This is a genomic window from Burkholderia ambifaria AMMD (genome assembly GCF_000203915.1).
GTDB lineage: Bacteria > Pseudomonadota > Gammaproteobacteria > Burkholderiales > Burkholderiaceae > Burkholderia > Burkholderia ambifaria.
This window is the reverse complement of record NC_008391.1, coordinates 990,790-1,014,929: the sequence shown is the minus strand read 5'-3', so window position 1 is coordinate 1,014,929 and position 24,140 is coordinate 990,790. Positions and strand designations below refer to the sequence as shown.

At 68.3% G+C, this 24,140-nt stretch carries 22 protein-coding genes; 12 read left to right on the top strand and 10 right to left on the bottom strand.

Features of this window, described 5'->3' with window-relative positions; translation table 11 throughout:
• Nucleotides 1–21 precede the first annotated feature (21 nt).
• The 5 genes from BAMB_RS20515 (at nucleotide 22) to BAMB_RS20495 (ending at nucleotide 5,254) form a co-directional block, all read left to right on the top strand.
• The gene (locus BAMB_RS20515) at nucleotides 22–1,422 is read left to right on the top strand and encodes an MFS transporter (protein ID WP_011659087.1); all 1,401 of its coding nucleotides are present in this window, start codon (nucleotides 22–24) and stop codon (nucleotides 1,420–1,422) included.
• 181 nt (nucleotides 1,423–1,603) lie between these two features.
• Nucleotides 1,604–1,840 (top strand): DUF3079 domain-containing protein, encoded by a 237-nt coding sequence (locus BAMB_RS20510; protein WP_011659086.1) that lies wholly within the window; start codon nucleotides 1,604–1,606, stop codon nucleotides 1,838–1,840.
• A gap of 193 nt (nucleotides 1,841–2,033) precedes the next feature.
• Nucleotides 2,034–3,701, top strand: a complete 1,668-nt coding sequence (gene hcp / locus BAMB_RS20505) for a hydroxylamine reductase (protein WP_011659085.1) — start codon at nucleotides 2,034–2,036, stop codon at nucleotides 3,699–3,701.
• A gap of 13 nt (nucleotides 3,702–3,714) precedes the next feature.
• A complete protein-coding gene (locus tag BAMB_RS20500) occupies nucleotides 3,715–4,737 on the top strand; it encodes a 2Fe-2S iron-sulfur cluster-binding protein (RefSeq protein WP_011659084.1) in 1,023 nt (340 codons plus the stop codon).
• A gap of 115 nt (nucleotides 4,738–4,852) precedes the next feature.
• Nucleotides 4,853–5,254 carry a PPC domain-containing DNA-binding protein gene (locus BAMB_RS20495; protein ID WP_011659083.1) on the top strand — a complete coding sequence of 134 codons (402 nt, stop codon included), beginning with the start codon at nucleotides 4,853–4,855 and terminating at the stop codon, nucleotides 5,252–5,254.
• 39 nt (nucleotides 5,255–5,293) lie between these two features.
• On the opposite strand, the gene BAMB_RS20490 is transcribed toward BAMB_RS20495, so the two are convergent.
• From BAMB_RS20490 to BAMB_RS20475, 4 genes are all read right to left on the bottom strand, one after another.
• Nucleotides 5,294–6,556, bottom strand: coding sequence for a DUF2252 family protein (locus tag BAMB_RS20490; RefSeq protein WP_011659082.1), 1,263 nt, complete (start codon nucleotides 6,554–6,556; stop codon nucleotides 5,294–5,296).
• An 82-nt stretch (nucleotides 6,557–6,638) separates the two neighbouring features.
• On the bottom strand, nucleotides 6,639–7,928 hold the full coding sequence (locus tag BAMB_RS20485; protein ID WP_011659081.1) for an NRAMP family divalent metal transporter: 1,290 nt from the start codon (nucleotides 7,926–7,928) through the stop codon (nucleotides 6,639–6,641).
• Between the two features lie 690 nt (nucleotides 7,929–8,618).
• Nucleotides 8,619–8,867 carry a hypothetical protein gene (locus BAMB_RS20480; RefSeq protein ID WP_011659080.1) on the bottom strand — a complete coding sequence of 83 codons (249 nt, stop codon included), beginning with the start codon at nucleotides 8,865–8,867 and terminating at the stop codon, nucleotides 8,619–8,621.
• A 673-nt stretch (nucleotides 8,868–9,540) separates the two neighbouring features.
• The gene (locus BAMB_RS20475) at nucleotides 9,541–9,975 is read right to left on the bottom strand and encodes a universal stress protein (RefSeq protein ID WP_011659079.1); all 435 of its coding nucleotides are present in this window, start codon (nucleotides 9,973–9,975) and stop codon (nucleotides 9,541–9,543) included.
• Nucleotides 9,976–10,372: 397 nt separating this feature from the next.
• Between BAMB_RS20475 and BAMB_RS20470 the strand changes: the two genes are divergently transcribed.
• From BAMB_RS20470 to BAMB_RS20445, 6 genes are all read left to right on the top strand, one after another.
• Entirely contained in the window at nucleotides 10,373–11,857 is a 1,485-nt protein-coding gene (locus BAMB_RS20470; RefSeq protein WP_011659078.1) for an amidase, read from the top strand.
• 246 nt (nucleotides 11,858–12,103) lie between these two features.
• Nucleotides 12,104–12,796 (top strand): hypothetical protein, encoded by a 693-nt coding sequence (locus BAMB_RS20465; RefSeq protein WP_011659077.1) that lies wholly within the window; start codon nucleotides 12,104–12,106, stop codon nucleotides 12,794–12,796.
• Between the two features lie 126 nt (nucleotides 12,797–12,922).
• Nucleotides 12,923–13,756 (top strand): arylamine N-acetyltransferase family protein, encoded by an 834-nt coding sequence (locus tag BAMB_RS20460; protein ID WP_011659076.1) that lies wholly within the window; start codon nucleotides 12,923–12,925, stop codon nucleotides 13,754–13,756.
• 106 nt (nucleotides 13,757–13,862) lie between these two features.
• The gene (locus tag BAMB_RS20455; RefSeq protein WP_041491491.1) at nucleotides 13,863–14,039 is read left to right on the top strand and encodes a ribbon-helix-helix domain-containing protein; all 177 of its coding nucleotides are present in this window, start codon (nucleotides 13,863–13,865) and stop codon (nucleotides 14,037–14,039) included.
• Between the two features lies 1 nt (nucleotide 14,040).
• Complete coding sequence (locus BAMB_RS20450; protein WP_011659074.1) at nucleotides 14,041–14,391, top strand: VOC family protein; 351 nt, start codon at nucleotides 14,041–14,043, stop codon at nucleotides 14,389–14,391.
• A gap of 10 nt (nucleotides 14,392–14,401) precedes the next feature.
• Complete coding sequence (locus tag BAMB_RS20445; RefSeq protein ID WP_011659073.1) at nucleotides 14,402–15,283, top strand: class I SAM-dependent methyltransferase; 882 nt, start codon at nucleotides 14,402–14,404, stop codon at nucleotides 15,281–15,283.
• A gap of 15 nt (nucleotides 15,284–15,298) precedes the next feature.
• On the opposite strand, the gene BAMB_RS20440 is transcribed toward BAMB_RS20445, so the two are convergent.
• The 5 genes from BAMB_RS20440 to BAMB_RS20420 all read right to left on the bottom strand — a co-directional run bounded on the left by BAMB_RS20440 (nucleotide 15,299) and on the right by BAMB_RS20420 (nucleotide 22,509).
• Entirely contained in the window at nucleotides 15,299–20,140 is a 4,842-nt protein-coding gene (locus tag BAMB_RS20440; RefSeq protein WP_011659072.1) for an NAD-glutamate dehydrogenase, read from the bottom strand.
• 151 nt (nucleotides 20,141–20,291) lie between these two features.
• Nucleotides 20,292–20,513 (bottom strand): hypothetical protein, encoded by a 222-nt coding sequence (locus BAMB_RS20435; RefSeq protein WP_011659071.1) that lies wholly within the window; start codon nucleotides 20,511–20,513, stop codon nucleotides 20,292–20,294.
• 105 nt (nucleotides 20,514–20,618) lie between these two features.
• On the bottom strand, nucleotides 20,619–20,807 hold the full coding sequence (locus tag BAMB_RS20430; protein WP_011659070.1) for a 4-oxalocrotonate tautomerase: 189 nt from the start codon (nucleotides 20,805–20,807) through the stop codon (nucleotides 20,619–20,621).
• A 60-nt stretch (nucleotides 20,808–20,867) separates the two neighbouring features.
• Nucleotides 20,868–21,644 carry a class II aldolase/adducin family protein gene (locus BAMB_RS20425; RefSeq protein WP_011659069.1) on the bottom strand — a complete coding sequence of 259 codons (777 nt, stop codon included), beginning with the start codon at nucleotides 21,642–21,644 and terminating at the stop codon, nucleotides 20,868–20,870.
• Nucleotides 21,619–22,509 carry an urea transporter gene (locus BAMB_RS20420; RefSeq protein WP_011659068.1) on the bottom strand — a complete coding sequence of 297 codons (891 nt, stop codon included), beginning with the start codon at nucleotides 22,507–22,509 and terminating at the stop codon, nucleotides 21,619–21,621. The genes BAMB_RS20425 and BAMB_RS20420 overlap by 26 nt, the downstream gene beginning before the upstream one ends.
• A gap of 182 nt (nucleotides 22,510–22,691) precedes the next feature.
• Here BAMB_RS20420 and BAMB_RS20415 point away from each other — a divergent pair, with 182 nt between their 5' ends.
• Nucleotides 22,692–23,246, top strand: a complete 555-nt coding sequence (locus BAMB_RS20415) for a putative glycolipid-binding domain-containing protein (RefSeq protein WP_011659067.1) — start codon at nucleotides 22,692–22,694, stop codon at nucleotides 23,244–23,246.
• On the opposite strand, the gene BAMB_RS20410 is transcribed toward BAMB_RS20415, so the two are convergent.
• Nucleotides 23,207–24,139: an alpha/beta fold hydrolase gene (locus BAMB_RS20410; protein ID WP_011659066.1), complete on the bottom strand. Its 933-nt coding sequence runs from the start codon at nucleotides 24,137–24,139 to the stop codon at nucleotides 23,207–23,209. The genes BAMB_RS20415 and BAMB_RS20410 overlap by 40 nt on opposite strands.
• Between the last annotated feature and the right edge of the window lies 1 nt (nucleotide 24,140).

Here is a 24,140-nt window from a genome sequence, read left to right as displayed (position 1 = left end):
ACGATCCAGGAGACTCCCCGCATGAGCACTTTCGACAACGTCGTGGCCGGCAGGGCCACGATGGAAGCTGCCGCCTCCACGCCCGGCGCGATCATCGCGCGGCTCGAGCGGCTTCCGGCCAACGCGATGCAGATCCGAGCGCGCGTGCTGATCGGCACCGCGACGTTCTTCGACGGCTTCGACGTGATCACGATCGCGGCGACGCTGCCGCTGCTGATTCACAAGTGGGGGCTGTCGCCGACGCAGATCGGCATGCTGATCGCGTCCGGCGCGATCGGCCAGCTGATCGGCGCGTTCCTGTTTCCCGCGCTCGCGGAGAAGCATGGCCGCGTGAAGGCGATCGCGTGGAGTTCCGCCGTGATCGGCATCACCAGCATCGCGTGCGGCTTCGCGCCGACGTTCGAGATCTTCGTGCTGCTGCGGATCCTGCAGGGGCTCGGGCTGGGCGGCGAGCTGCCGGTTGCCGCGACCTACATCAACGAGATCACGCGTGCGCACGGCCGCGGCCGCTTCGTGCTGCTGTACGAGATCGTGTTCCCGATCGGCTTGCTGGTGTCGATGGCGCTCGGCGCGTGGCTCGTGCCGCGGTTCGGCTGGGAAATCATGTACTTCGTCGGGGGGCTGCCGCTGATCCTCGCGCTGGTGCTCACGCGCCTCGTGCCCGAATCGCCGCGCTGGCTCGCGTCGCGCGGGCGGCTCGCGGAAGCCGGGCGTGCGGTGGGCGTGTTCGAGGCATCGGTGCGCGGCGAGCTGCCGCCGGCGACGCAGGCGGCCGCGTTCGACGAGATGGTGCGCCAGCACCCGAAGCGCCGGATGAGCGACCTGTTCAGCGCCGCGTATCGCAAGCGCACGCTCGCGGTGGCGACGCTGTGGGCGACCTGCGGGTTCATCCAGTACGGGTTGTCGACGTGGCTGCCGACGATCTACAAGAACTTCTATCATGCGCCGCTGCAGCTCGCGCTGAATCTCGCGGTGATCGGCTCGGTGATGGGCGTGCTCGGTTCGCTCGCGTCGGCGCTGCTCGTCGACAAGCTCGGCCGCAAGCCGGTGATCGTCTGGTCGTTCGTGCTGTGCGCGCTGTCGCTGGCGCTGGCGGGCGTGTATCACGCGTCGTCGGTGTATGTCGTCGCGATCTTCTGCTCGCTGTCGCTGGGGCTGATGGCATCGGGCTTCATCACCGCGTACGTCTATACGCCGGAGCAGTATCCGACGAGCATCCGCGCGTCCGGCTGCGGGCTCGGCAGCGCATGGCTGAAGATCGCGTCGTTTGCCGCGCCGATGATCGTGCCGCACGCGATCATCGGCGGCAATCTCGCGCCGGCGTTCTACCTGATCGGCGTCGTGCCGCTGATCGCGGCGCTGACCGTCCACTTCGTCGGGATCGAGACGAAGGGCAAGGTGCTGGAGGCGCTGGAGGCATAAGCGCGGCTGGCTGATACGGCGGCAATCGCTGATACGGAAGGCCCGGACGATGTATGTCCGGGCTTTTTCGTTTTCGGAGTGACACCGGCGGCGGTGCGAACGAATGCCGCATCGGCGTCGCTTTCCCGTGCACTAGAGTCGAACGGTAGCGAACGAACCGATACCGGGAAGACGACGCATCATGGCCAAGAAATTTCCGCTGCATCCCGTGCATCCGGAGCGGATCTGCTGGGGATGCGACAACTATTGCCCGACGCAGTCGATGCGTTGCGGCAACGGCTCCAGCCGGACCCAGCACCCGAGCGAACTGCTCGGCGACGACTGGTATCGATACGGCGACTGGGGCATCGCATGCGCGGATGCCGACGACGCAAGCGCACCGTCCGCACCGTCGCCTGAAGCCGGCGGGCAATCCTAGCGACAAGTTGCCTCACCGGCCGGCATCCCGTTTGTTGATCTGCATCACGGTCGCGAAGCGCGTGCCGAAACATCATGAAAAAGATGCATCAGAGAAGCATCTTGAAGCGGGCGAGCGGCCCGGCGGCCCGGAACACGCGTCCGGGCGCCCTTCGCACCGACCCGCGCCCCCATGATCGACAAAGGAGAACACCGTGTTTTGCTATCAATGCGAACAGACCGACCGGACCGGCGCGCGGCCCGGCTGTGCATCGGCGAAAGGCAATTGCGGCAAGGATTCGACGACGGCCGACCTGCAGGACCTGCTGGTTCATGCGGTGAAGGGCATTGCGCAGTACGGCGCGATCGCGCGCACGATGGGCGTGCCCGATCGCGAAGCCGAGCGCTTCGTGCTGTACGCGATGTTCACCACGCTGACCAACGTGAACTTCCATGCGGCGCGCTTCGTCGCGCTGCTGCGTGAAGCCGCGCAGACGCGCGATCGCGTGAAGGCCGCCTGCGAAGCGCACGCACGCGCCGCCGGCACGGCGGTGCCGGTGCTGCACGGGCCGGCCGAGTGGCAGCCGGCGGACGATCTGGCGGGCTTGCTGAAGCAGGCGGCGAGCGTCGGCATCGACGCGGGCCTCGACACGGTGGGCGCGGATATCGTCGGGCTGCGCGCGCTGGTGCTGTACGGCCTGAAGGGCGTGTGCGCGTATGCGCATCATGCGCAGGTGCTCGGCTACGAGCGCGACGACATCTACGAAGGCGTCGACGCGGCGCTCGCATTCCTCGCGGGCAATCCCGCCGACGTCGACGCACTGCTCGCGCATGCGCTCGATCTCGGCCGGCTGAACCTGACGGTGATGGAACTGCTCGACAACGCGAACACCGGCCGCTTCGGCGTGCAACAGCCGAGCGCCGTGCGCGTGTCGCCGGTGGCGGGCAAGGCGATCCTCGTGTCGGGCCACGATCTGGGCGATCTGCACGCGCTGCTCGAACAGACGGCGGGCACCGGCATCCAGGTCTACACGCATGGCGAAATGCTGCCGGCTCACGCGTATCCGTCGCTGAAGGCTTTCCCGCATCTGGCCGGCAACTACGGCGGCGCATGGCAGGACCAGCAGAGCGACTTCGCGCGTTTCCCCGGGCCGATCCTGATGACGTCCAACTGCATCATCGAGCCGCTGCCGCAATACCGGCAGCGCATCTTCACGACGGGGCCGGTCGGCTGGCCGGGCGTGCGCCATCTCGAACATCACGATTTCCCGACGCTGATCCGTGCCGCCCAGGCGCTGCCGGGCTTCCAGGCCACGGCGCCGGAGCAGACCATCACCGTCGGGTTCGGCCGGCATGCGGTGCTGGGCGTCGCCGACAAGGTGATCGACGCGGTGAAGGCCGGGCAGATCCGCCACTTCTTCCTGATCGGCGGCTGCGACGGCGCGGCGCCGGGGCGTAATTACTACACCGAGTTCGCGGAACAGGCGCCCGACGATACGGTCGTGATGACGCTCGGCTGCAACAAGTACCGGTTCAACCGGCACGCGTTCGGCGATATCGGCGGCATCCCGCGCCTGCTCGACATCGGGCAGTGCAATGACAGCTATTCGGCGATCCGGATCGCGACCGCGCTCGCCGATGCGTTCGAATGCGGCGTGAACGACCTGCCGCTGTCGCTCGTCATCTCGTGGTTCGAACAGAAGGCAGCGGCCGTGCTGCTGACGCTGCTCGCGCTCGGCATCCGCAACATCCGGCTCGGGCCGACGCTGCCCGCGTTCGTCACGCCGGGCGTGCTCGCGGTGCTGGTCGATCAGTTCGGAATCCAGCCGATCGGCGACGCCGGCGCGGACCTCGCCGCGGCGCTCGCGCGCCGGGCGGCATGAGCAGGATCGTTCGATGAGCTACCGGATCGAGATCACGACGCGTGACGGCGCGCCGTTCGGCTTCGACTGCGAGCCCGGCCAGGATCTGCTCGCGGCGGCGGCGCAAGCCGACATCACGCTGCCGTCGCAATGCCGGCGCGGGAGCTGCGGCGCATGCCAGGCGACCGTCGTCGACGGCCCGTACGAGATGCAGGCGCACAGCGCCGACGCGTTGCCGGCCGACCAGCCTGGCGCGGTATTGCTGTGCCGGACGACGCCGCTCGGCGATCTGCGGGTTGCGGCGCCGTACGACCGCGCCAAGGTGCTGCTGCAGCCGGTGCCCGTGCGCACGGCGCGGATCGCCGCGCTCGACGCGATCGCGCGCGACACGATGCGCGTCGAACTGCAGATCGAGCCCGACGACGCGTTCGGCGTGGCGGCGGAGTTCGAAGCCGGCCAGTTCGCGGAGCTGGAAGTGCCGGGCAGCGGCCTGCGCCGGCCCTATTCGCTCGCGAACACGAGTAACTGGGATGGCCGGCTGGAGTTCCTGATCCGGCTGCGGGCGGGCGGCTGGTTCTCGACCTATCTGCGCGAACGCGCGCGGCCCGGCGATCGGCTGACCGTGCGTGTGCCGATGGGCGGGTTCGGCCTGTTCGCCGACAGCCTGCGGCCGCGCTGGTTCGTCGCGGGCGGCACGGGCCTCGCGCCGATTCTGTCGATGCTGCGGCGCATGGCCGAGTATCAGGAGATGGGCGACGCGCGGCTGTTCTTCGGCGTCAATGAGGAAAGCGAACTGTTCATGCTCGACGAACTGGAACGCTTGCGGGCCGAGTTGCCGCAGTTGCGGGTCGATGTGTGCGTATGGCGGCCCGGCGTGGAATGGACCGGGCTGCGCGGTACGCCGGTCGACGCGTTGCGCGCGGCGCTGGCGCACGCGCCGGTGCTGCCGGACGTCTACGTCTGTGGGCCGCCGCCGCTCGTCGAAGCTGCGCGGGAAGTCGCGATCGCCGCCGGCGTGCCGGACGCGCAGTTCGCGAGCGAACGGTTCACCGTGTAACGTGAGCGCCGGATGTTGCTGCGACGAGGTTCCATCCGGCAGGCGCAGGGTTGCCGGATTGCCTGGTCGAACGTACGCTTTGTCGACATCCAGGCCCATCAGCAGGTGATCGACCATGCAAGCCCATCCTCTGCGTCTTTCCCCCGGCGACGATCTGCGCGCCGCCATCGAGCACGCGTCGCGCGGGCTTCGCGCACACGCGGCATTCGTGATCCAGGGCATCGGCAGCCTGAACGTCGCGCAGTTGCGCTATGCCGGCGTCGACTCACCGACCGAACTGCGCGGCGACCTCGAAATCCTGACGCTGGCCGGTTCGGTCTCGCCGGACGGCGCGCACCTGCACATGTCGGTTTCCGACGCGCAAGGCCGCGTATCGGGCGGGCACGTCGCAAGCGGCTGCGTGGTGCGTACGACCGCCGAGATACTGCTCGTGCTGTTGCCCGCGCATCGTTTCTCGCGTGAACCCGACGCGGGCACCGGTTTCAACGAGCTGGTGATTCGCCCGGACATCGGCTGATCGCGCAAAACCTTCGCAGCGCATGACCGCTGCGCCGATTCAGCGGACCGCCTTGCCGAGCACATGGCGCCGGCAATGTTCGAGATACGCTTGCTCATGCGCGGCCATCAGTTCGATGATGCTTTTCCACAGCCATGAAGGCGCGTCGAGGGTCTTCGGACGCTGGCGACGCAACTCGGCGCGCCACGCGCGCTGCGTTGCGTCGTCCATCTGCGCGGCATGCGCGCGGCCGATGACCAGCGCGAGGTAGCGGGCGACTTTCACCGCGTCGGCCTCCGACAGCCGTTCCGCTTCCAGTTTCAGATCCTGCGGCATCAATTCGCGCATCACGACGGCGCGCCCGTCGAGGCGCGCCGCGCACATCCGGCTGCCCAGCATCGGCGACACGTGCCGCGCGCCTTCGAGCACGCGTTGTGCGGCATCGCCCGGCATGCGCACGCCGGGGTATTTGGGCGCCTTGGCGGCCCTGGCTTCCTTGATGTCGATCAGGTAGGGCGGATGTCCGTCGGAACAGGCGTCGTCGATATCGAGCATCACCGCGTAACGGCGTCGGCCCAGCGAGCTGCAGCCCTTCACCCAGAACGCGGCGTCGAGGACCTTCATGCCGGCGTCGCAATGTGCCGTGCGGCTGAGCGCTGCGCCGATCGTCGAAACCGGCGCGGTTTCGAACAGCGTGAGGATGGCGCTGCGCTCCCGTTCCGACAGCGGCCAGAAGCGTTTGCCCAACGGGATGTGCGGCGCGGTGTTCATGATCGTCTGCCGGTCGAGTTTGCGCCACGAGCGATGCAGCGCCGCCTTCATCGCGATCTGCACCTCGTGAGGGCGTTGCATGTGGCTGAGTTCGTCGCGGCGCCGGCTGTCGAACGCCTGCTCGTATCCGTCGGCGAGCGCCTCGATCATCCGCCACGTGATGATGCCGGGCAGATCGGAGCTGCGCGCCGCGGTGGCGAGCGAGAACCCCAGACGCAGCACATCGTGGACCGGATTGCCGATCACGCTCTGGTCGAGATCGCGAATCTGCACGGCGACTTCACCCGTCTTCGACGCGACGGGCCCCAGATTGCCGAGATGGCAATCGCCGCCGATCCATATCGCGGGACCGTCGGGCACGGTGCCGGATCGATGGTCCGCCAGCCATGCGTAAAAGTGCTCGGCGCTGCCGCGCGTATAGGTGTGGATCGAGCGCGCCATCTTGCGGCTGCGCAAATTGGCGAGAATGGGCGCGCGCTGGTCGCAGGCCGGCAGCTTGGCCGATCCGGTGGTTTTCTTGGCCACGATGCGTCCTCCTTCCATCCGCGGCATGCGTTCCCGGTGCGTGTGCACCGCGCGATGCCGGTTGATTCCGGCGAGGCGAAGCGCCGACAGGGCGGCGCGGCGGGGCCGCTCAATCCGGCACGAGCACGCCCATCGCCGCGATCACCATCGCGGACGTCGCGAGCCAGCCGCCCCATGCCAGCACGCCCCTGACGGCGAATTCGCCCATGATCCGTCTGCTGCCAGCCATCAGCATCATCACGAACATGATCGGCACCGCCGTCACGCCGTTGATGACCGCACTCCAGTAAAGCGCCCGGATCGGGTCGAAATGCATGAACGTGATCGCGACGCCGCCGATGGTCGCCAATGCGATCACGCCGTAGAACTCGGGCGCGACACCCAGCCGCAACGCGAGGCTGTTGCGCCAGCGGAAGGTGCCCGCGGCCGCATACGCGGCGGATCCCGCGAGAACCGGCAGCGCCAGCAGGCCGGTGCCGATGATCCCGAGCGCGAACAGCACGTATGCGAAGTGCCCGGCGACGGGCTCGAGTGCCCGTGCGGCATCGGCCGACGTCTTCACGTCGATGTGATGCATGTGGAGCGTCGCCGCGGCCGTCAGCGTGATGAAGAACGCGATGATGTTCGACACGCCCATGCCGACCCAGGTATCGACGCTGATCCGGCGCAACTGCGCGGGCGCCTGGTGAGGCATGATTCGCAGCGGTCGCTGGTTCGGCGCCGCGCGCAATTCCTCGACTTCCTGCGACGCCTGCCAGAAAAACAGATAAGGGCTGATCGTGGTGCCGAGCACGGCGATGACCGTCGTCAGGTACGCGGCGTTCAACTGGATCTGCGGCAGCACGATCGCACGGCCGACCTCGTGCCACGGGACGGGCACGATCAGCGCGACCGCGACATAGGCGAGCAGGGTCAGCGCGGTCCATTTGAGCAGGCGGGCGTAGCGGTCGTACGGCACGAAGATCTGCAGCACGACCGACACGCCGCCCAGGCAGACGACATAGAGCTCTTGCGGGCCGTGCAGCAGCAACTTGACCGCCGCGCCCATCGCCGACAGGTCGGCCGCGATGTTGATCACGTTCGCAATGGTCAGCAGCGCGACGGTCGAATAGAGCAGCCACGGCGGATAGTGCGTGCGCATGTTCGACGCGAGGCCCTTGCCGGTCACGCGGCCGATGCGCGCGCTGATCAGCTGGATGGCAGTCATCAGCGGATAGGTCAGCAGCAGCGACCACAGCAGTTCGAAGCCGAACTGCGCACCCGCTTGCGAATAGGTACCGATGCCGGAAGGATCGTCGTCGGCGGCGCCGGTGACGAGCCCCGGCCCGAGGCGACGGAGCCACGTGGTCGCGCGAGAGCGCGGTTGTTGTGCGGAATCGATGGACTCGTTGTCGTTCATGTTGGCGGCCCGTTAGGAAGGCCAACGGAGTCGCAAGCGGCGTGCCCGGGCGGGATTGGCGGGGCGATGGGCTTCGCTTGCGGAGTCGCGCCCAGCGGAAAGCCGCTGCGGGCGGTGCGCGGGGAGGCGCGCGGGAGGCGTGTATAGGGGAGGCTGGGCGGACGGCGCGCGGGTGAATCAGCCGCGCCAAATCGGCCGTCGACGCGCGTTGCCCGGAGGTTTTTGCCGCGGCCGCAATGGCATGGACTTGCGTGGAATGGCGCGCAGGTCGCTCATCGATTCGTCGCGCGCGGGATTGACGGTGTATTGCGGGCTAACGGCAGATCAGGGCCGGTCCCGCGGAGCACTAAGTGCCGCAGCCGCAATGGCATGGACTTGCGTGGAATGGCGCGCAGGCCGCTCATCGATTCGTCGCGCGCGGGGTTGACGGCGTATTGCGACCTTACGGCAGGTCAGGGCCGGTCCCGCGGAGCACTAAGTGCTGTGGCCGCTCTGGCATGGACTTGCTTGCGTGAAGCGGTGCGCAGGCCGTTCATCGATTCGTCGAGCGCGGGATTGACGGCGTATTGCCGGCTATCGGCAGGTCGGGGGGGCGCGGTCGCGCGGAGCACAAAGGACGGAAAGCGCCCGGCGCGACCACTCCCGGCCACGCGACGCGGGCGCAGCCGACACGGCAGCGCCCGTTCGACCTCAACGCGCGGCCATCGCGGCATCCTGATTGCCACGTCCGGTCACGAGGCAGCCGGACATGAATGCCTCGCTCTGGCTGCTGGCTGCCGCGTTGCCGAAGCCGCGGCTGAGCGCGTCGTATTTCACCTGCTCGGCGCCTTGCGAGCACGCGGTCGGACTGGCGTCGCGGCCTTGCGCATGCAGCAGCGCCCGATCGCCGATCAGGTAGGCCAGCAGCGCGAAAAAAGCGATGTGTACCACTCGTCTCATGATTCGTCTCCTCGTCGCTCAAGCGTAACGCGGACACGTTGGGCGAAGCATTGGGGCTTCCCCGGGTAATCGTCTGCTGAAATGCCCGTGGGCCGACGTAATGACGTCCCTTTTTGCCCATCGTGGCGGGGAAAGGAGTAGCACGCGGCTGGATCGGCGTGCAATCGATCCAAGTTTGACGAATGTCAGGATGCGGGCAGGGCGAGACGGTCGCGCGACCGGTCGCAGCGATAGCATGAATGCATGTTCTGACGGAACGCGATGCGCGGCAAAGCGATGGGCGCGGCGGTTCCGAATGCAGCAGGTACGTGTTGAACATCGCTATCGAAATAGTGAGGAATCCAAATGCTTAACGTCTCTTCGGTCCTGATCAGCATGGCGCCGTTGTGGGTCATTCTGCTGGGCGCGTCTTCCGCGGCGGCCTATCTCGTGTTCTGGCGCAAGGCGATCAAGTAAGCCGGTCGATGCTGCGCGACAACGCACGCGTGTGCGTCGCAGTATCGGTACATGGCGCACGACGGCTTTTGCGCCGTGCTATGCGCGTCCTTGAATCGACGCGAATGAAACGACCCGCCTGAGCGGGTCCATGGCGGCCTCGTCCCGCCGGTGCGAGCATCGAGCCCGACGACGCGGTGCCGCCCAACACGACGGCGACGCCGCGGCGATCAGCCGCTTATCGCACCGCCGTCACCGGCACATTCGAAATCCGCACGAGCCGGCTCATCACGCTGCGGCGGAACATCGACAGCATCGTATGAACCGGATCGAGCCGCGGCGCGACGACGACGATTTCGTCGCAGCCCATCTCGGCCGCGACGGCCGCGATCGTGTCGGCCACCGGCCCGACCTTCTTCACGACGCTGTACCGGACTCCGGCTTCCCGCAGCACCCGCTCGGCCATCGCCAGATCCTCGCACGCGAACTTGTCCTCGATCGAGCGCAGCCGCGACAGCGGGTGAAACGCCTCGAGCCGCGTCGCTTCGAGCGGCGGCTGTACGTTGATCAGCACGATCTCCGATGCGCAGCGTTCGTGATACAGGAAGGTCGCATGGCGGACCGCCTGAAGCGAACGGGGCGAATGACCGACAGGAACCAGCAGCTTGAGCATGGACGATGCTCCGAAGTCGAGATGTTTCCAGCGTAGCGCGCCGCCGGATCGCTCGATCTAAAGAAATCGGGCGGCCACGTAAAAATGCCGTCAACGCCAGCCGTCGCGTTGTGTTGCGCCTATTAGAAATATAAGAAATTTAAGTTTATGCGCATAAACGTTTTCATCGGCCGGTCGGCAAACCCCGTCCTGCCGCCATGCGGCACGCCGATTTAGTCGGATCCTCAATGAATCGCGCGGGAAAATATCGAAGGTCGGCCAGCGGGCGTCGCGTAGAGTAGGGCATCGGTCGCGGCGCGGCCCCTCCAGCCCATTCCAGGCCCGTTGCCGGCCGCTCGGGACGGAGTGCGGCCCACCACGCGGCTCGCCATTCCCTTCCAGTTCCAGGAGACCTCGCATGCCGCACGGCGCCCCGCAGTTTCTCGCCCCCGCTTCCATCACCGTCGACCCGATCGTGCGCCTGTCGGCCGGCGAGCTCGCATCGGCGATCCGCAGCAAGGCGGTCTCCTGCGTCGAGACGATGCGTGCGTATCTCGATCACATCGAGCGCGTGAACGGCGCGGTGAACGCGCTGGTCTCGCTGCGCGATCGCGCGACGCTGCTCGCCGAAGCCGCGGAAAAGGATGCGGCGCTCGCCCGCGGCGAATATCACGGCTGGCTGCACGGGATGCCGCAGGCGCCGAAGGATATCGCGATGACGAAAGGGTTGCGGACGACCTACGGCTCGCCGATCTTCCGCGATAACGTGCCGCAGGCCGACTCGGTCGGCGTCGGGCGGATGCGCGCGGCGGGCGCGATCTTCATCGGCAAGACCAACACGCCGGAGTTCGGTCTCGGCTCGCACACGTTCAACGAAGTCCACGGCGCGACGCGCAATCCGTACGACCTGACGAAGAGCGCGGGCGGCAGCAGCGGCGGCACGGCGGCGGCGCTCGCCGCGCGCATGCTGCCGGTCGCGGACGGCAGCGACTTCGGCGGCTCGCTGCGCAATCCGGCCGCGTTCTGCAACATCTACGGCTTGCGTCCGTCGCAGGGCCGCGTGCCGCGCTGGCCGGCCGTCGACGTGTTCATGCAGCAGCTCGGCATCGAAGGGCCGATGGGCCGCACGGTCGGCGACGTCGCGCACCTGCTGTCGATCCAGGCCGGCTACGACCCGAACGATCCGCTGTCGCTCGCGGAAGATCCCGCGGTGTTCACGAAGGCGCTCGACAAGGACCTGCGCGGCGAGCGCATCGCATGGGTCGGCGACTGGAACGGTTATCTCGCGACCGAGCCGGGCGTGCTCGCGCAGTGCGAAAAGGGGCTCGCGACGCTGCGCGAGATCGGCTGCGACGTCGATGCGGCGCTGCCGGCGTTCGCGCCCGAGCGGATCTGGCGCCTCTGGCTCACGCATCGGCATCTGCTGTCCGGCGGCGGGCTGCTCGCGCACTATCGCGACCCGGCACGGCGTGCGCTGCTCAAGCCCGAGGCGATCTACGAGGTCGAAGGGCTGCTCGCGATGCAGGCTGCCGACGTGTTCGACGCGAGCATCGAGCGCACCGCGTGGCATCAGGCCGTGCTGAGCTTCTTCGATCGCTACGACTTCATCGCGGCGCCGACCGCGCAGGTGTTCCCGTTCGACGTCGAACAGCGCTGGCCGAAGGAAATCGCGGGCCGCGCGATGGATACCTACCACCGCTGGATGGAAACGGTCGTGCCGTGGACGCTGGCCGGCTGCCCGGTGATCAGCGTGCCGGTCGGCTTCAACGACGCGGGGCTGCCGATGGGGATGCAGCTGATCGGCCGGCCGCGCGCGGATCTCGCGGTGCTGCAGCTCGCGCGCGGCTACGAGCAGGCGGCCGACTGGGTCGGCCGGCGGCTGCCGGCCTGGATGGCTGCCTGACGCACGCGGCGGCCTCGATCCCGGGCGCCCGCGACCAGCAATATTGATGCAGGCAAGGAACGAATCCCGATGCGCCGCCGAGATCGCGCGGCAAATGCGGACGAATGCGCGCGGCGAGCCCGGACGGCGGCGGAATTGCAAGCGGCCGCGGCGCGCGATTTCGTTTCGATGTGTTTCAGTCGTTGCGGCGGCGCGCGACGCGCTTCGACAATATCCGCATCAATAATTCGGGCACGAGGGAAACAGATGAAGCAGATTCGCGCGACGGGCAAGCACCTCGCATCGGCGGGCATCGCATTCGGCATCCTGCTGGGCGTCAACGGCAGCGCGCATGCACAACTCGACCTGCAATCGATCGGATCGTCGCTGCTCGGCGGCGGGCAGCAGCAGGCCGCACCGTCGCAGGGCGGCGTCGCGCAGTTGCTGCAGGCGTATGTCGGCGCGAACCAGCAGGTGCTGGCCGGCCAGTCGTCGCTGGCGTCGGCGATGGGGCTCACCGGCGCGGCCGGGCAGGCGCAGCAGGCCGCCGGGCTGCTCGGCGGCGGCAACGCATTGACGCCGGCCGCGCTGTCGCAAATGGGCGGCGCGCAGCAGTCGGTGTCGCAGGCGCTTGGCCAGGCGTTCGCGAGCGGCGGTGCGACGCACGGCCCGGTGGACAAACAGGCGTTCAGCAACGGCCTCGCATCGCTCGGCCAGGGCCTCACGCAGTACTCGCAGCTGCAGTCGGGGCTCGGCAGTCTCGGTTCGACCAGCGCCGCATCGCTGCTGCAGGCGGGCCTGAATCCGCAGAACATGCAGGCAGCGTCGTATATCGCGCAAAGCGCGCCGAGCCAGTTGCAGTCGCTCGCGTCGACGCTCAGCCAGGCCGTGCAGTTCGCGACGAGCCAGGGCATCTCGGTGCCGGCGGTCGCGTCGTCCGCGCTGAAGCTGCTGCCGTAACGTTGCCGGCGCCGCGCGCCACGGTGCTGGTAGCCGCGCCGCGCACGCAACGCCGGGAAGGCCCCGCGCAACATGGGGATTGCGCTCGATGCTATCGTGCGTGTTCCCCGTTCCCGGTGCCGGTTCATGACTGACTCGTTCGACCTCCCGCGCTATTTCGCCCGCATCGGCTACGACGGCCCGGCCGAGCCGACGCTCGACGTGCTGCGCCGGCTGCATCTGCTGCACCCGCAGGCGATCCCGTTCGAAAACCTCAATCCGCTGACCGGCGCGCGTGTCGCGCTCGACGTGCCGGCGATCGTCGACAAGGTGGTCGCGCACCGCCGCGGCGGCTACTGCTTCGAACTCAACAAGCTGTTCTATACCGCGCTCACCCACATCGGTTTCCGCGTGACGCCGTTGATCGCGCGCGTGCGCTGGATGCGGCCGCCCGACGTCGTCACCGCGCAGACGCACATGCTGCTGCGCATCGATCTCGACGGCGCGACGTGGCTCGCGGACATCGGCTTCGGCAGCGCGACACTCACCGCGCCGCTGCGCTTCGTGCCCGACGAGCGGCAACTGACGCCGCACGGCGCGTTTCGTGTGGTCGGCGCGCCGGTCGACGGCGAGTTCGACATGCAGTTCGAGATTCCCGACGGCTGGCAGACGACCTATCGCTTCTCGCTGAAGCGGGCCGAGTGGATCGATTACGAGGCCGCGAACTGGTTCACGTCGACGTATCCCGAATCGATCTTCGTGAACGACCTGATCGCATGCCGCGTGCTGCCGGACGGCCGCGCGGCGCTGTTCAACACCGTGCTGACGCTGCGCGACGCGGCGGGCGCGGGGCGCACCGTCACGTTCGACGACGCGGCGGCGTGGGGCGCATGCCTGCGCGACACCATCGGCATCGATACGACCGGCTTCGATCTCGACGCGCTGTTCGCGCGGGTGGCGGCGCGGGCCAACATGACGTGAGCGCGTGGCGAGCGGCGGCATGGCCGGCGTCGGCGTCCGCCACACGCCACGCCGCCGATTCCGTTCCGTGTTTGACTTTTGCTATTTTGCTAGCATACTAGTACTCATGAGCGACGAAGAAGTGAAGCAGTTCAACGTGTACCTGCCGCTGAGCCTGATCCGGCAGGTCAAGCATCGCGCCATCGAAACGGAGCAGTCGTTGTCCGCGCTGGTGGCCGACGCATTGCGCGCGTATCTGGCCGCTCCGCCACCGGGAGTCGGGCCGTCCAACAAGGAGGAGTGACATGTCATCCGGGCGAATCGAAGCCGTGTACCTGACGACGCACAACTGGGGCAAGTCGGCGAAGTTCTTCCAGGCGCTGGGCTTCACGCTGGAATTCGAAACCGATCACGCGTCGGGCCAGTTGAGGCGCGGCGACGGCCCGTATCTGTTCATCGCCGAAGTGCCGACGAGCGAGAAGCCGGACATGCAGGTCGTGCTGACGGTGCCGGACGAACAGTCGGTCAGGCCGCAGCCGATCGTCGACGTGGTCACGCCGTTCGAGGATACGCACTGGGGCACGCGGGACATGACCGTGCGAGATCCCGACGGTCGCGTGTGGCGCCTGCAGGCGCCGGGCATATCGGCTGCATGAGGCCGCGGCGATGACCGACCTCCATCAGGCCCAGCCGCAGGACCATCAGGACGCCCCCGACAGCACCGCCGCCCGCGTCGCGCTGTGGCGCGCGCTGCACGTCGAGCTCGATGCGCCGCCGCACGTGCTCGCCGATGACGTCGGCCTGCGCCTGCTTGCACCGGCGCCCGGCTGGCAGCAGCGCGGCGACATGGATCCCCAGTTCACGCGGCCGTTTCGCGCATCGATCGTCGCGCGGGCGCGCTTCATCGAGGATCTCGTCGTCGCGCAGGCCGCGCAGGGTGTGAGCCAGTACGTGATTCTCGGCGCGGGACTCGACAGCTTCGTGCAGCGCCGGCCGGAGATGGCGTCGCGCCTGACCGTCTTCGAAGTCGATCCGCCCGCGCCGCAGGCGTGGAAGCGGCGCCGCCTGACCGAGCTCGGTTTCGGCGTGCCGGACTGGCTGCGGTTCGTGCCGGTCGATTTCGAGGCGAAGCAGTCGTGGCGCGACGCGCTGATTGGCGCGGGCTTCGATGCGGGCAAACCGGCGGTCGTGGTGTCCACCGGCGTCAGCATGTACCTGACGCGCGACGCGAACGCGGCGGCGCTACGCGAAGTCGCGTCGCTCGCGCCGGGTTCGACGTTCGCGATGACCTTCCTGCTGCCGCTCGAGCATGCGGATCCGGACGTGCGCCCCGGGCTCGAAATGGCGGCGAAGGGTGCGGCCGCGAGCGGCACGCCGTTCATCAGCTTTTTCATGCCGGCGGAGATCCGCGCGCTCGCGACGCAGGCCGGCTTCGCGCGCGCCGAGCATGTGTCGGCCGCGGAGCTCACGCGCCGCTACTTCGCCGATCGACCCGACGGCCTGCGTCCGCCGAACAACGCGGAAGAGCTGCTGGTCGCGACGGTGTAACGCCGCGCTCAGCCGTCACGCGCGTTCCAGCACGGCCATCTCGCGCACGATCACGAGCAGCACCGCGAGGCTCGCGCCACCCGACGCGCGCAAGTCGGCGAGCAGATGCTCGTAGCGCTCCAGCGCGGCTTCGCGGCGTTCGCGCCACGCGTGGACGATCGTCTCCGGCGCCGTCGAGTCGGCCGATTCCGCCAGCGCGCTGGTGGCAAGCGTGCGCTTGAGCCGCGCGATTTCCGCGAGCGCGGCCGCGCGCGCCAGCATGTCCCAGTGCGTCGGCGCCGGCAGCGTGGCCGCGCGTTCGCCGATCCACCGGTAGTTCAGCAGCGTGCCGAGCGAGAAGTACACGCCCGCGACCAGCTCGAGGCTGCGATCGCAAGTCGCGGCCACTTCGGCGATGTCGAGCAGCGCGGCGGAGATGTCGCCGTTCGCGACGCGCCCGGCGAGCGCGCTGTCGACGCCGGCGTCCACCAGTACGCGCTGCCGCTCGGACAACGCTTCGAGATCGCTCGTCGGCAGCAGCGACGGCAATTGCGGCGCGAGGCGCTGCACCGCGTCGCGGCAGCGCGCGATCAAGCCGGCGACGCCGCCGTTGGCGACCGCGCCCGATTGCAGCTGCCGCAGGAACCACAGCGCCGCGCGCTCCAGCAGCCGTGCGACGTCGACGAACATGCGCGCCTGCACGTCGTCGGCGACGCGGTTGTCGAGCGCATCGATGTCGCGCCACACCGCATCGAGATCGAACACGTCGCGCGCCATGATGCACGCGCGCACGATGTCGCCCGGCTTCGCGTCGGTTTCCTCCATCAGCCGGTGCACGAACGCACAGCCGACGCGGTTGACGAGCGCATTGGTCAGGTGCGTCGCGAGAATCTCGCGACGCAGCGGGTGGCGCTGCATCGGTTCGTTGAAGCGCTGTTGCAGCGGCGTCGGGAAATAGTCGACGAGCATCGCGGCGACGAGCGGATCCTCCGGGACGTCGGAGTCGAGCAGCGCGTCGTACAGCCACATCTTGCTGTACGCGAGCAGCACCGCGCGCTCCGGCGACGTCAGGCCCTGTTTCGCGGTTTGCCGTTCGGCGATCTCATCGTCGGTCGGCAGGAACTCGATCACGCGGTTCAGGCGGCCCGCGCGTTCGAGCCAGCGCATCAGGCGCGCCTCGGCGTCGAGCAGCTCGACGCTGTAGCGGCCCGCGATCGACAGCGCCTGCGTCTGGTAGTAGTTGTCGCGCAGCACCAGCAGCCCGACTTCGTCGGTCATTTCCGCGAGCAGGGCGTTGCGCTGCTTCTCGGTCATCTCGCCGTCGCTGACGACGAGGCCGAGCAGGATCTTGATGTTGACTTCGTGATCCGAACAATCGACGCCCGCCGAGTTGTCGATCGCGTCGGTGTTGATGCGCCCGCCGCGCTGCGCGAACTCGATGCGGCCGAACTGCGTGCAGCCGAGGTTGCCGCCTTCGCCGACGACCTTGCAGCGCAGGTCCGCGCCGTTCACGCGCACCGCGTCGTTCGCCCGATCGCCGACCTGCTGGTGGCTTTCGTGCGCGGCCTTCACGTAGGTGCCGATGCCGCCGTTGTACAGCAGGTCGACCGGCGCCTGCAGGATCGCGCGGATCAGCTCGGTCGGCGGCAGCGCCTGCGCGTCGATGCCGAGCGCGGCCTGCACGGCCGGCGACAGCGGGATCGTCTTCGCGGTGCGCGCGTACACGCCGCCGCCCTGCGAGATCACGGAGGTGTCGTAGTCGGCCCAGCTCGAGCGTTCGAGCGCGAACATCCGCTCGCGCTCCGCGAAGCTCGTCGCCGGGTCGGGGTTCGGATCGAGGAACACGTGCCGGTGATCGAAAGCGGCGACGAGCCGGATATGCGGCGACAGCAGCATCCCGTTGCCGAACACGTCGCCCGACATGTCGCCGACGCCGACCACGGTGAAATCGGTCGTCTGCGTATCGACGCCCATCTCGCGGAAGTGCCGCTTCACCGATTCCCATGCGCCGCGCGCGGTGATCGCCATCTTCTTGTGGTCGTAGCCGACCGAGCCGCCGGACGCGAACGCATCGTCGAGCCAGAAGCCGTATTCGTGCGAGATCGCGTTCGCGTAATCGGAGAAGGTGGCCGTGCCCTTGTCGGCCGCGACGACGAGATACGGATCGTCGGGATCGTGCCGCACCACGTCGGGCGGCGGCACGATCGTGTTGCCGGCGAGATTGTCGGTCAGGTCGAGCAGGCCGCGCAGGAACGTTTGATAGCACGCGATGCCTTCGCGCATCCACGCTTCGCGATCGCTCGGCGGCGGCGGGTTCTTCACGACGAAGCCGCCTTTCGAGCCGACCGGCACGATCACGACGTTCTTCACCATCTGCGCCTTCATCAGCCCGAGCACCTCGGTGCGGAAATCCTCGCGGCGGTCGGACCAGCGCAGCCCGCCGCGCGCGACGCGCCCGCCGCGCAGGTGCACGCCCTCGACGCGCGGCGAATACACCCAGATCTCGAACATCGGCTTCGGCTCGGGCAGGCCGGGCACCTTCGCCGGATTGAACTTGAACGACAGGTACGGCTTCGCTTCGCCGTTCGCGTCGAGCAGGAAATAGTTGGTGCGCTCGGTCGCGTTGATCACGCCGAGGAACTGGCGCAGGATCCGGTCTTCATCGAGGTTCGGCACCTGGTCGAGCGCCGTCTCGATGGCCTTCAGCAGGTGTTCGGCCTGCACGTCGCGCGTGCCGCCGATGGCCGGGTCGAAGCGCAGCAGGAACAGCTCGACGAGCTGCCGTGCGATCACCGGGTTGCCGGTCAGCGCGCGCTCGATATATGCGTCGCTGAACGTCGAGCCGACCTGCCGCAGATATTTCGCATACGCCCGCAGGATCGTGACCTCACGGGCGCTCAGGTGGGCGCGCAACACCAGGCGGTTGAAGTCGTCGTTCTCGATCCGGCCGCTCCAGATCCGGTCGAACGCATCCTCGAACAGGCCCTTCACGCGCTCGATGTCGAATTCGGTATCGTCGGCGAGTTCAAGGCCGAAGTCGTGTACCCATGCGGGCGCGGCATCCTGCGTCTGGATCCGGTACGGCCGCTCCTCGTCGACGCGCACGCCCAAATGCTCCAGCATCGGCAGGCTGCGCGACAGCGCGATCGGGTCGCCCGCGCGATACACCTTGAAGCGGAACGCGCGCGGGCCGGCCTCGATCGGGCGGTACAGGTTCATCGCGAGCTGGCCCGACTCCTTCACGCGCTCGATCAGCTCGATGTCGCGCACGGCCGTGCGCGCCGGATAGTCGTCGCGATAGCCGGCCGGAAACGATTCCGCATAGCGCTGCAGCAGCCGGTTGCCTTGCTCTTCGCCGAACGCGTCGAGCAGCGCGTCCGCGAGATCGTCCTGCCAGCGGCGCGCGACCTGCACGAGCCGCGCTTCGAGCTCGCGCGTGTCGACGTCGGGCATCGTGCCCGGTTCCGCATGGACGACGAAATGAATCCGCGCGATCGCCGATTCCGACAGCAGCGGCGTGAATTCGACGTTCACGCCGTTGTATGCGTCGACGAGCAGCTTCGCGATGCGGCGGCGCAGGTCGGTGTTGTACTTGTCGCGCGGCACGAACGCGAGGCACGACACGAAGCGGTCGAAGCGGTCGCGCCGCACAAACAGGCGCGTGCGCTGGTGCTCCTGCAGGCGCAGGATGCCGAGCGCGATGTCGTAGAGCTGGTCTTCGTCGGCCTGGAACAGTTCGTCGCGCGGATAGGTTTCGAGCACCGTCACCAGCGACTTGCCGAGATGCCCCTTCGGCAGGAAGCCCGCGCGCCGCACGATGTTCGCGCACTTGCGCCGCACGATCGGGATCTCGGCGCTCGACACCATGTACGCGGTCGACGTGTAGAGCCCGATGAAGCGGCGCTCGCCGGTCACCTTGCCGTCGGCGCCGACCAGTTTCACGCCGACGTAGTCGAGGTAGCCGGGCCGGTGCACGGTCGCGCGCGAGTTCGCCTTGGTCAGGAAGATCGGCCAGGGGCCGGTGATGATCTCGGCGGCCGCCGGCGGCAGCGGCGTCACGTCCGGCGCGCCCGACGGCCGCAGCGATTCGCGCAGCAGGCCGAAGCCGGAGCCCTCGACGCCGCGCAGCCCGAAGCCCGACCCGTCCGATACCAGCGAGTAGTCGCGCTGGCCGAGGAACGTGAAGTGGTCGGCCGCCATCCATTCGAGGAACGCGCGCGCCTCGATGTCTTCCGCAGTGGATTCGCGGGCTTTCATGTCCTTGATCGTCGCGCGCGCGATGTCGACGATCTTCGGCCAGTCCTCGACCGACGCGCGCACGTCGCCGAGCACGCGCGCGATGTCGTCGCGCAGCGTGTCGAGCAGCGCGGCGTCGCCGCAGCGGTCGACTTCGAAATGGATGAACGACGCGAGCTGCGACTGGCCGTCGGGGGCCGTCGCGCCGCCGGCGTCGACGCGCTCGATCCCGCCGTTGCCGCCGCGCCAGATGCGGAACACCGGGTGCAGCGCGGAGTGCAGCGCGAGCCCGAGGCGGTTCACCGCCATCGTCACCGAGTCGACGAGGAACGGCATGTCGTCGTTGACGATCTCGATCACCGTGTGGTCCGAGTGCCAGCCGTGCTGCTCGACGATCGGGTTGTACACGCGCAGCCGCTCGCTGCCGGGCACGAATTTCTGGGCGGTCTGCCAGTGCGCCATCGCGGCGCCGTACAGGTCGGCGATGCTGCGATCCTGCAGATCGTCGGCGTCGACGAAGTCGTAGTAATGACGCAGGAACGGTTCGACGATCCGGAACGTGGCTTCGGGCAGGCGCCCGCGCGCGAATTCGACGACATCCGAGAGCAGGTGTGCGACGACTTCCTCGTTCTTCGCTTCCATGGCGGTCTCCTGATCGGCTGGCCATTGGCTGCTGCGTTGTGTGTTCGGCATTATGCGCCGATTGCGTGACGGAGCGATGTGCGGGCGCACAACGGGGCGCAGGGAAGGAAGGGGCGCACGCAGCGCGCGTGGGCGGCGCTGCGCGGGAGGGTCAGGCGAGGTCCGGCGGCTTCAGGTCGGGGTGCCGCGCGTAGAGCGGGTTCATGAAGTCGAGCAGCATCGTGGTCAATACTTGCGACACGAATTCGCGATAGGCGATGAATTCATGAGGTGGACAGGTCTCCTGGACCTGCCGCAGCGATTGATCCAGTTGCCCGCCCATCGACAGGATCATGTCGTTCAGTGCGGTGGCGATACGTTTGTCGTCGATCATGCGGTCTCCTTCGAGCGCCGCGTCGTGCGGCGCGTTCGGTCGGGTGTCACCGCGGTTCGAGCGCGTATCGCGCGGGAGGTTCCGGCGACGCCGAACGGGCCGGTATCAGAGCTCGTCGCTCCACAGCTTCCCGGCCGTCGCCCAGTTCTCCTTCTTCACGTCGGCGAGGATGATGTCGACCGAGCCCGGGTCGCAGCCGAGCGTCTCGCACGTGGCACGCGTGATCGCTTCGACGAATGCGCGTTTCTGCTCGACCGTGCGGCCTTCGAACAACTGGATATTGAAAGTCGGCATGATTGGATGCTCCGATGGGTTGGGGGGAATCGGTTCGTGTTCGTCGGGACGCCGGCGGCGTCAGTCGCGATACGACGGATCGATGCGGTCGAGGCGGCGCAGCAGCGCCGGCCATTCCAGTTCGCCCTCGATCGCGCCGCCATCGCGCAATTGCTCGGCGGTGCGGGCGACGACGGCCGGCTCGGGCAGCACGAGCGGCCCGCCGCCTGCCTGCGCGCGCACCTGGATGTCGCACGCCTTGATCAGCGTATCCATCAGCACATACGCTTCGGCGACGGTCCGGCCGACCGTCAGCGTGCCGTGGTTGCGCAGCAGCATCGCGGATTTCGCGCCGAGACTGGCGGTCAGCCGCGCGCCTTCGGCCGGAGAGAAGGCGAGCGCCTCGTAGTCGTGATACGCGAGGTCGCCGTGAAACCGCAGCGCGTGCTGCGATGCGGGCAGCAGCCCGTCGCGCTGGATCGACACGGCGATGCCGGCCGTATTGTGCAGATGCATCACGCACACGGCGTCCGGCCGCGCGGCATGGACGGCCGCATGCAGTGCGAAGCCCGTCACGTTGACCGCATGCTCGCTGTCGCCGATCCGGTTGCCGGCCAGGTCGATCTTCACGAGATTCGATGCACGGACTTCGTCGAACGTGAGACCGAACGGATTGATCAGGAAATGACCGGGCTCGCCCGGCACCGTCGCGGAGAGGTGCGTGTAGATCAGGTCGTCCCAGCCGTTCAGCGCGACGAGGCGATACGCGGCGGCGAGATCGACGCGCAGCCGGCGCTCGGCGTCCGAGACCGGGCCGCCGGGCTTCACGGCGTCAGGACGGTGTGCGAATGACGACATCGGGTTCTCCGAGGGTAAAGCGGCGCACGACGGCTACCGTGATCCACGACGCCAGAGCGAACGGCGCCGTGAGCGCCGGGACGTCCGCGCGCATCGCGAGCCACTGGATCAGCGCGGCCAGTGCGGCCGCCGCGAGCGCCGCGCGCGTGCCGCGCGACATCAGCGCAAGCGCGGCGAGCGCGCCGTTGAAGCCGAGCAGGCCGTCGGTAAATGCGGTATCGCCTGCGCTGAGTGCGACCAGCAGCACGGTCGACACGATCGCGCCGCCGAGTGCGAACGCGGCCGCGCGGCGCGATGCGACCGCGATGCCGGCAACGATCAGCATACCGGCCCACGGGCGTTGTGCGAAAGCGGTTTGCGCGACGCCCGACAGCAGCGCGGCGGCGACCGAGGAAAGCGTCGGCGCCGGATCTGTCGCGACACCGCTCGCATGCTGCATCGCGACAAACGGCAACCATAGCGCGGTGGCGGCAAGGCACGGACTCGAATATGGGCATTGGTGCCATTTCGCGAGCGGGGTGCGCATTGCGCGCTGCACGAGCGCGGCGCCGATCGCGGCGAGCGGTGTAAGCACGAGCGCCAGCGGGGCGGGCGCAAAGACGACGGCCACCAGCGCGGCGAGCGCGCCGTTGAAGCCGTGCAGACCCTGTTCGACGGTGCGGCGTTCCGCGCCGGTCAGCACTGCGGTCACGTTCGCGGCGGCCGCGCCGACCAGCGCCGCGCACGCGAGCCGCAGGTCGGTCAGCGCGAGTGCGGCGACCAGCATCGCGCCGGTGAACGCGTTCGCCTGCAGCACGATCTGTCCGATGCTGCGCAGCAGGATGCGCAGGTCGATCGACGGCGAGGCAGGGCGGGCGGTAGGCATGGCGGCGGTGGAGCAGGACGAGCCGCGAGCATAGGACACTCTCCCGTGCACCGGAATAGGGAATTCTGGATACTCGGGATTTGAGGCAGGTGCCCCGAATTGGGGCGGGGCGTTAACGTTTTCGCGACATTTGCGGGCTCTGGTAGTAAATTTGCGCTCTCGTTAGCGTTTTCGGAGGAACGATGCGAGAAATCCGCTGGGCGTCGCTCGAGGGCGACGGAATCGAACACCTGACGTTCGATCGTGCTGAAACCGGCATCGTCGTCGAAAGCGCCGTGGTCGGCCAGCGGTACGGCCGCGCGTACGGGCTTGCGTACCGGATCGAGTGCGATCCGCAGTGGCGGGTCAGATATGCGGTGCTCAGGGTGATGGGCGGCGGCACGCTCGAACTGCATGGGGACGGCGCCGGCCACTGGCGCGACGGTTCGGGCAGCGCGCTGCCGGAACTGGATGGCTGCGTCGACATCGACATCGCGGCGACGCCATTCACGAATTCGCTGCCGATCGGCCGCCTCCGTCTCGCGCGCGGCGAGCGGCGGCCGATCGACGTCGCGTACATCTCGACGCCGGATTTGACCGTCGCGCCGGTCAAGCAGGCCTACGCCTGCATCGAGCCCGGCCGGCGCTACCGCTACGAAGGGATCTTCCGGAATTTCACGGCGGAGATGGACATCGATGCCGACGGGCTGGTGATCGACTACGAAACGCTGTTCAAGCGCCTGCCGGCGTTGCGCTGAGCCGGGGCGCTCGCCGTCGCGGGGGCCGCCGCCAGGGTCGCCGCGGCCGGTCTTTCATGCGCCGCGGCAAACCGGTCGATCCGCGCGGCGATCAGCTCCGGATCGCGCACCACGATCCAGTGCGCGCCGTCGATTTCCTCGCGCACGTGCTCACCGAGCCAGCGGTCGAGATCGACCGACATCTCGGGCGTGACGTAGCGGTCGCGCACCGGCACGAGGATCTGGACCGGCGCCTGCGCATACCGCTCGCGCGGCCGTCTCGCCCGGGCGAGGAAATTCGCGCGGTAAAGCTGCAAGCCGTTCAGCGCGTTCTTCAACTGCGCGGGATCGCGCTCGGGCCGCACGCGCTCGGTCAACTGCAACCAGCGCGGCCACAGTGCGGCGCCGCCGAGCCGCCACACCAGCGACGGCACGACCGGCAGATGGAAGAACGCGATGTACCACGACTTCAGGCTCTGCTTGAGCCGCATCTTCGCGCGGAACACGTGGTCGAGGCACGGCCCGGAGATCGACGTGTACGACGCGATCCGGCCGCGGAACGCGGGATCGGTCACGGCCTCCCAGCACTGGATCGACCCCCAGTCGTGACCGACCAAATGAAACGGCCGGTTGCCGCAGGTCGCGTCGGCGACGGCCTTCAGGTCCTCCGCGAGCCGCGCGAGCGCGTAATCCGCGCGGCGGCGCGGCGCATCGGACGCCCCGGCGCCGCGCACGTCGTAGGCGATCACGCGGTAGCGCTTCGCGAGCCGCGCGCGCACCGGCGCCCACACGGCCGCCGAATCGGGATAGCCGTGCACGAGGATCAGCGGCGGCGCGCGCCGCGGGCCGCTGACATACACGGCGAGTTTCACGTCGCCGGAGCGGACGGTCAGCATCTCGTGCGCGTGCGCCATG

Excerpts from the sequence above, each read along its gene's own strand:
- BAMB_RS20470 (WP_011659078.1), top strand. The coding sequence starts at position 10,373 with ATGCCGCACGGCGCCCCGCAGTTTCTCGCCCCCGCTTCCATCACCGTC.
- BAMB_RS20475 (WP_011659079.1), bottom strand. The coding sequence starts at position 9,975 with ATGCTCAAGCTGCTGGTTCCTGTCGGTCATTCGCCCCGTTCGCTTCAG.
- BAMB_RS20515 (WP_011659087.1), top strand. The coding sequence starts at position 22 with ATGAGCACTTTCGACAACGTCGTGGCCGGCAGGGCCACGATGGAAGCT.
- BAMB_RS20425 (WP_011659069.1), bottom strand. The coding sequence starts at position 21,644 with ATGTCGTCATTCGCACACCGTCCTGACGCCGTGAAGCCCGGCGGCCCG.
- BAMB_RS20490 (WP_011659082.1), bottom strand. The coding sequence starts at position 6,556 with ATGCCGCGGATGGAAGGAGGACGCATCGTGGCCAAGAAAACCACCGGA.
- BAMB_RS20440 (WP_011659072.1), bottom strand. The coding sequence starts at position 20,140 with ATGGAAGCGAAGAACGAGGAAGTCGTCGCACACCTGCTCTCGGATGTC.
- BAMB_RS20420 (WP_011659068.1), bottom strand. The coding sequence starts at position 22,509 with ATGCCTACCGCCCGCCCTGCCTCGCCGTCGATCGACCTGCGCATCCTG.
- BAMB_RS20445 (WP_011659073.1), top strand. The coding sequence starts at position 14,402 with ATGACCGACCTCCATCAGGCCCAGCCGCAGGACCATCAGGACGCCCCC.
- BAMB_RS20485 (WP_011659081.1), bottom strand. The coding sequence starts at position 7,928 with ATGAACGACAACGAGTCCATCGATTCCGCACAACAACCGCGCTCTCGC.
- BAMB_RS20510 (WP_011659086.1), top strand. The coding sequence starts at position 1,604 with ATGGCCAAGAAATTTCCGCTGCATCCCGTGCATCCGGAGCGGATCTGC.
- BAMB_RS20415 (WP_011659067.1), top strand. The coding sequence starts at position 22,692 with ATGCGAGAAATCCGCTGGGCGTCGCTCGAGGGCGACGGAATCGAACAC.
- BAMB_RS20455 (WP_041491491.1), top strand. The coding sequence starts at position 13,863 with ATGAGCGACGAAGAAGTGAAGCAGTTCAACGTGTACCTGCCGCTGAGC.
- BAMB_RS20495 (WP_011659083.1), top strand. The coding sequence starts at position 4,853 with ATGCAAGCCCATCCTCTGCGTCTTTCCCCCGGCGACGATCTGCGCGCC.
- BAMB_RS20450 (WP_011659074.1), top strand. The coding sequence starts at position 14,041 with ATGTCATCCGGGCGAATCGAAGCCGTGTACCTGACGACGCACAACTGG.
- BAMB_RS20435 (WP_011659071.1), bottom strand. The coding sequence starts at position 20,513 with ATGATCGACGACAAACGTATCGCCACCGCACTGAACGACATGATCCTG.
- BAMB_RS20480 (WP_011659080.1), bottom strand. The coding sequence starts at position 8,867 with ATGAGACGAGTGGTACACATCGCTTTTTTCGCGCTGCTGGCCTACCTG.
- BAMB_RS20500 (WP_011659084.1), top strand. The coding sequence starts at position 3,715 with ATGAGCTACCGGATCGAGATCACGACGCGTGACGGCGCGCCGTTCGGC.
- BAMB_RS20460 (WP_011659076.1), top strand. The coding sequence starts at position 12,923 with ATGACTGACTCGTTCGACCTCCCGCGCTATTTCGCCCGCATCGGCTAC.
- BAMB_RS20465 (WP_011659077.1), top strand. The coding sequence starts at position 12,104 with ATGAAGCAGATTCGCGCGACGGGCAAGCACCTCGCATCGGCGGGCATC.
- BAMB_RS20410 (WP_011659066.1), bottom strand. The coding sequence starts at position 24,139 with ATGGCGCACGCGCACGAGATGCTGACCGTCCGCTCCGGCGACGTGAAA.
- BAMB_RS20430 (WP_011659070.1), bottom strand. The coding sequence starts at position 20,807 with ATGCCGACTTTCAATATCCAGTTGTTCGAAGGCCGCACGGTCGAGCAG.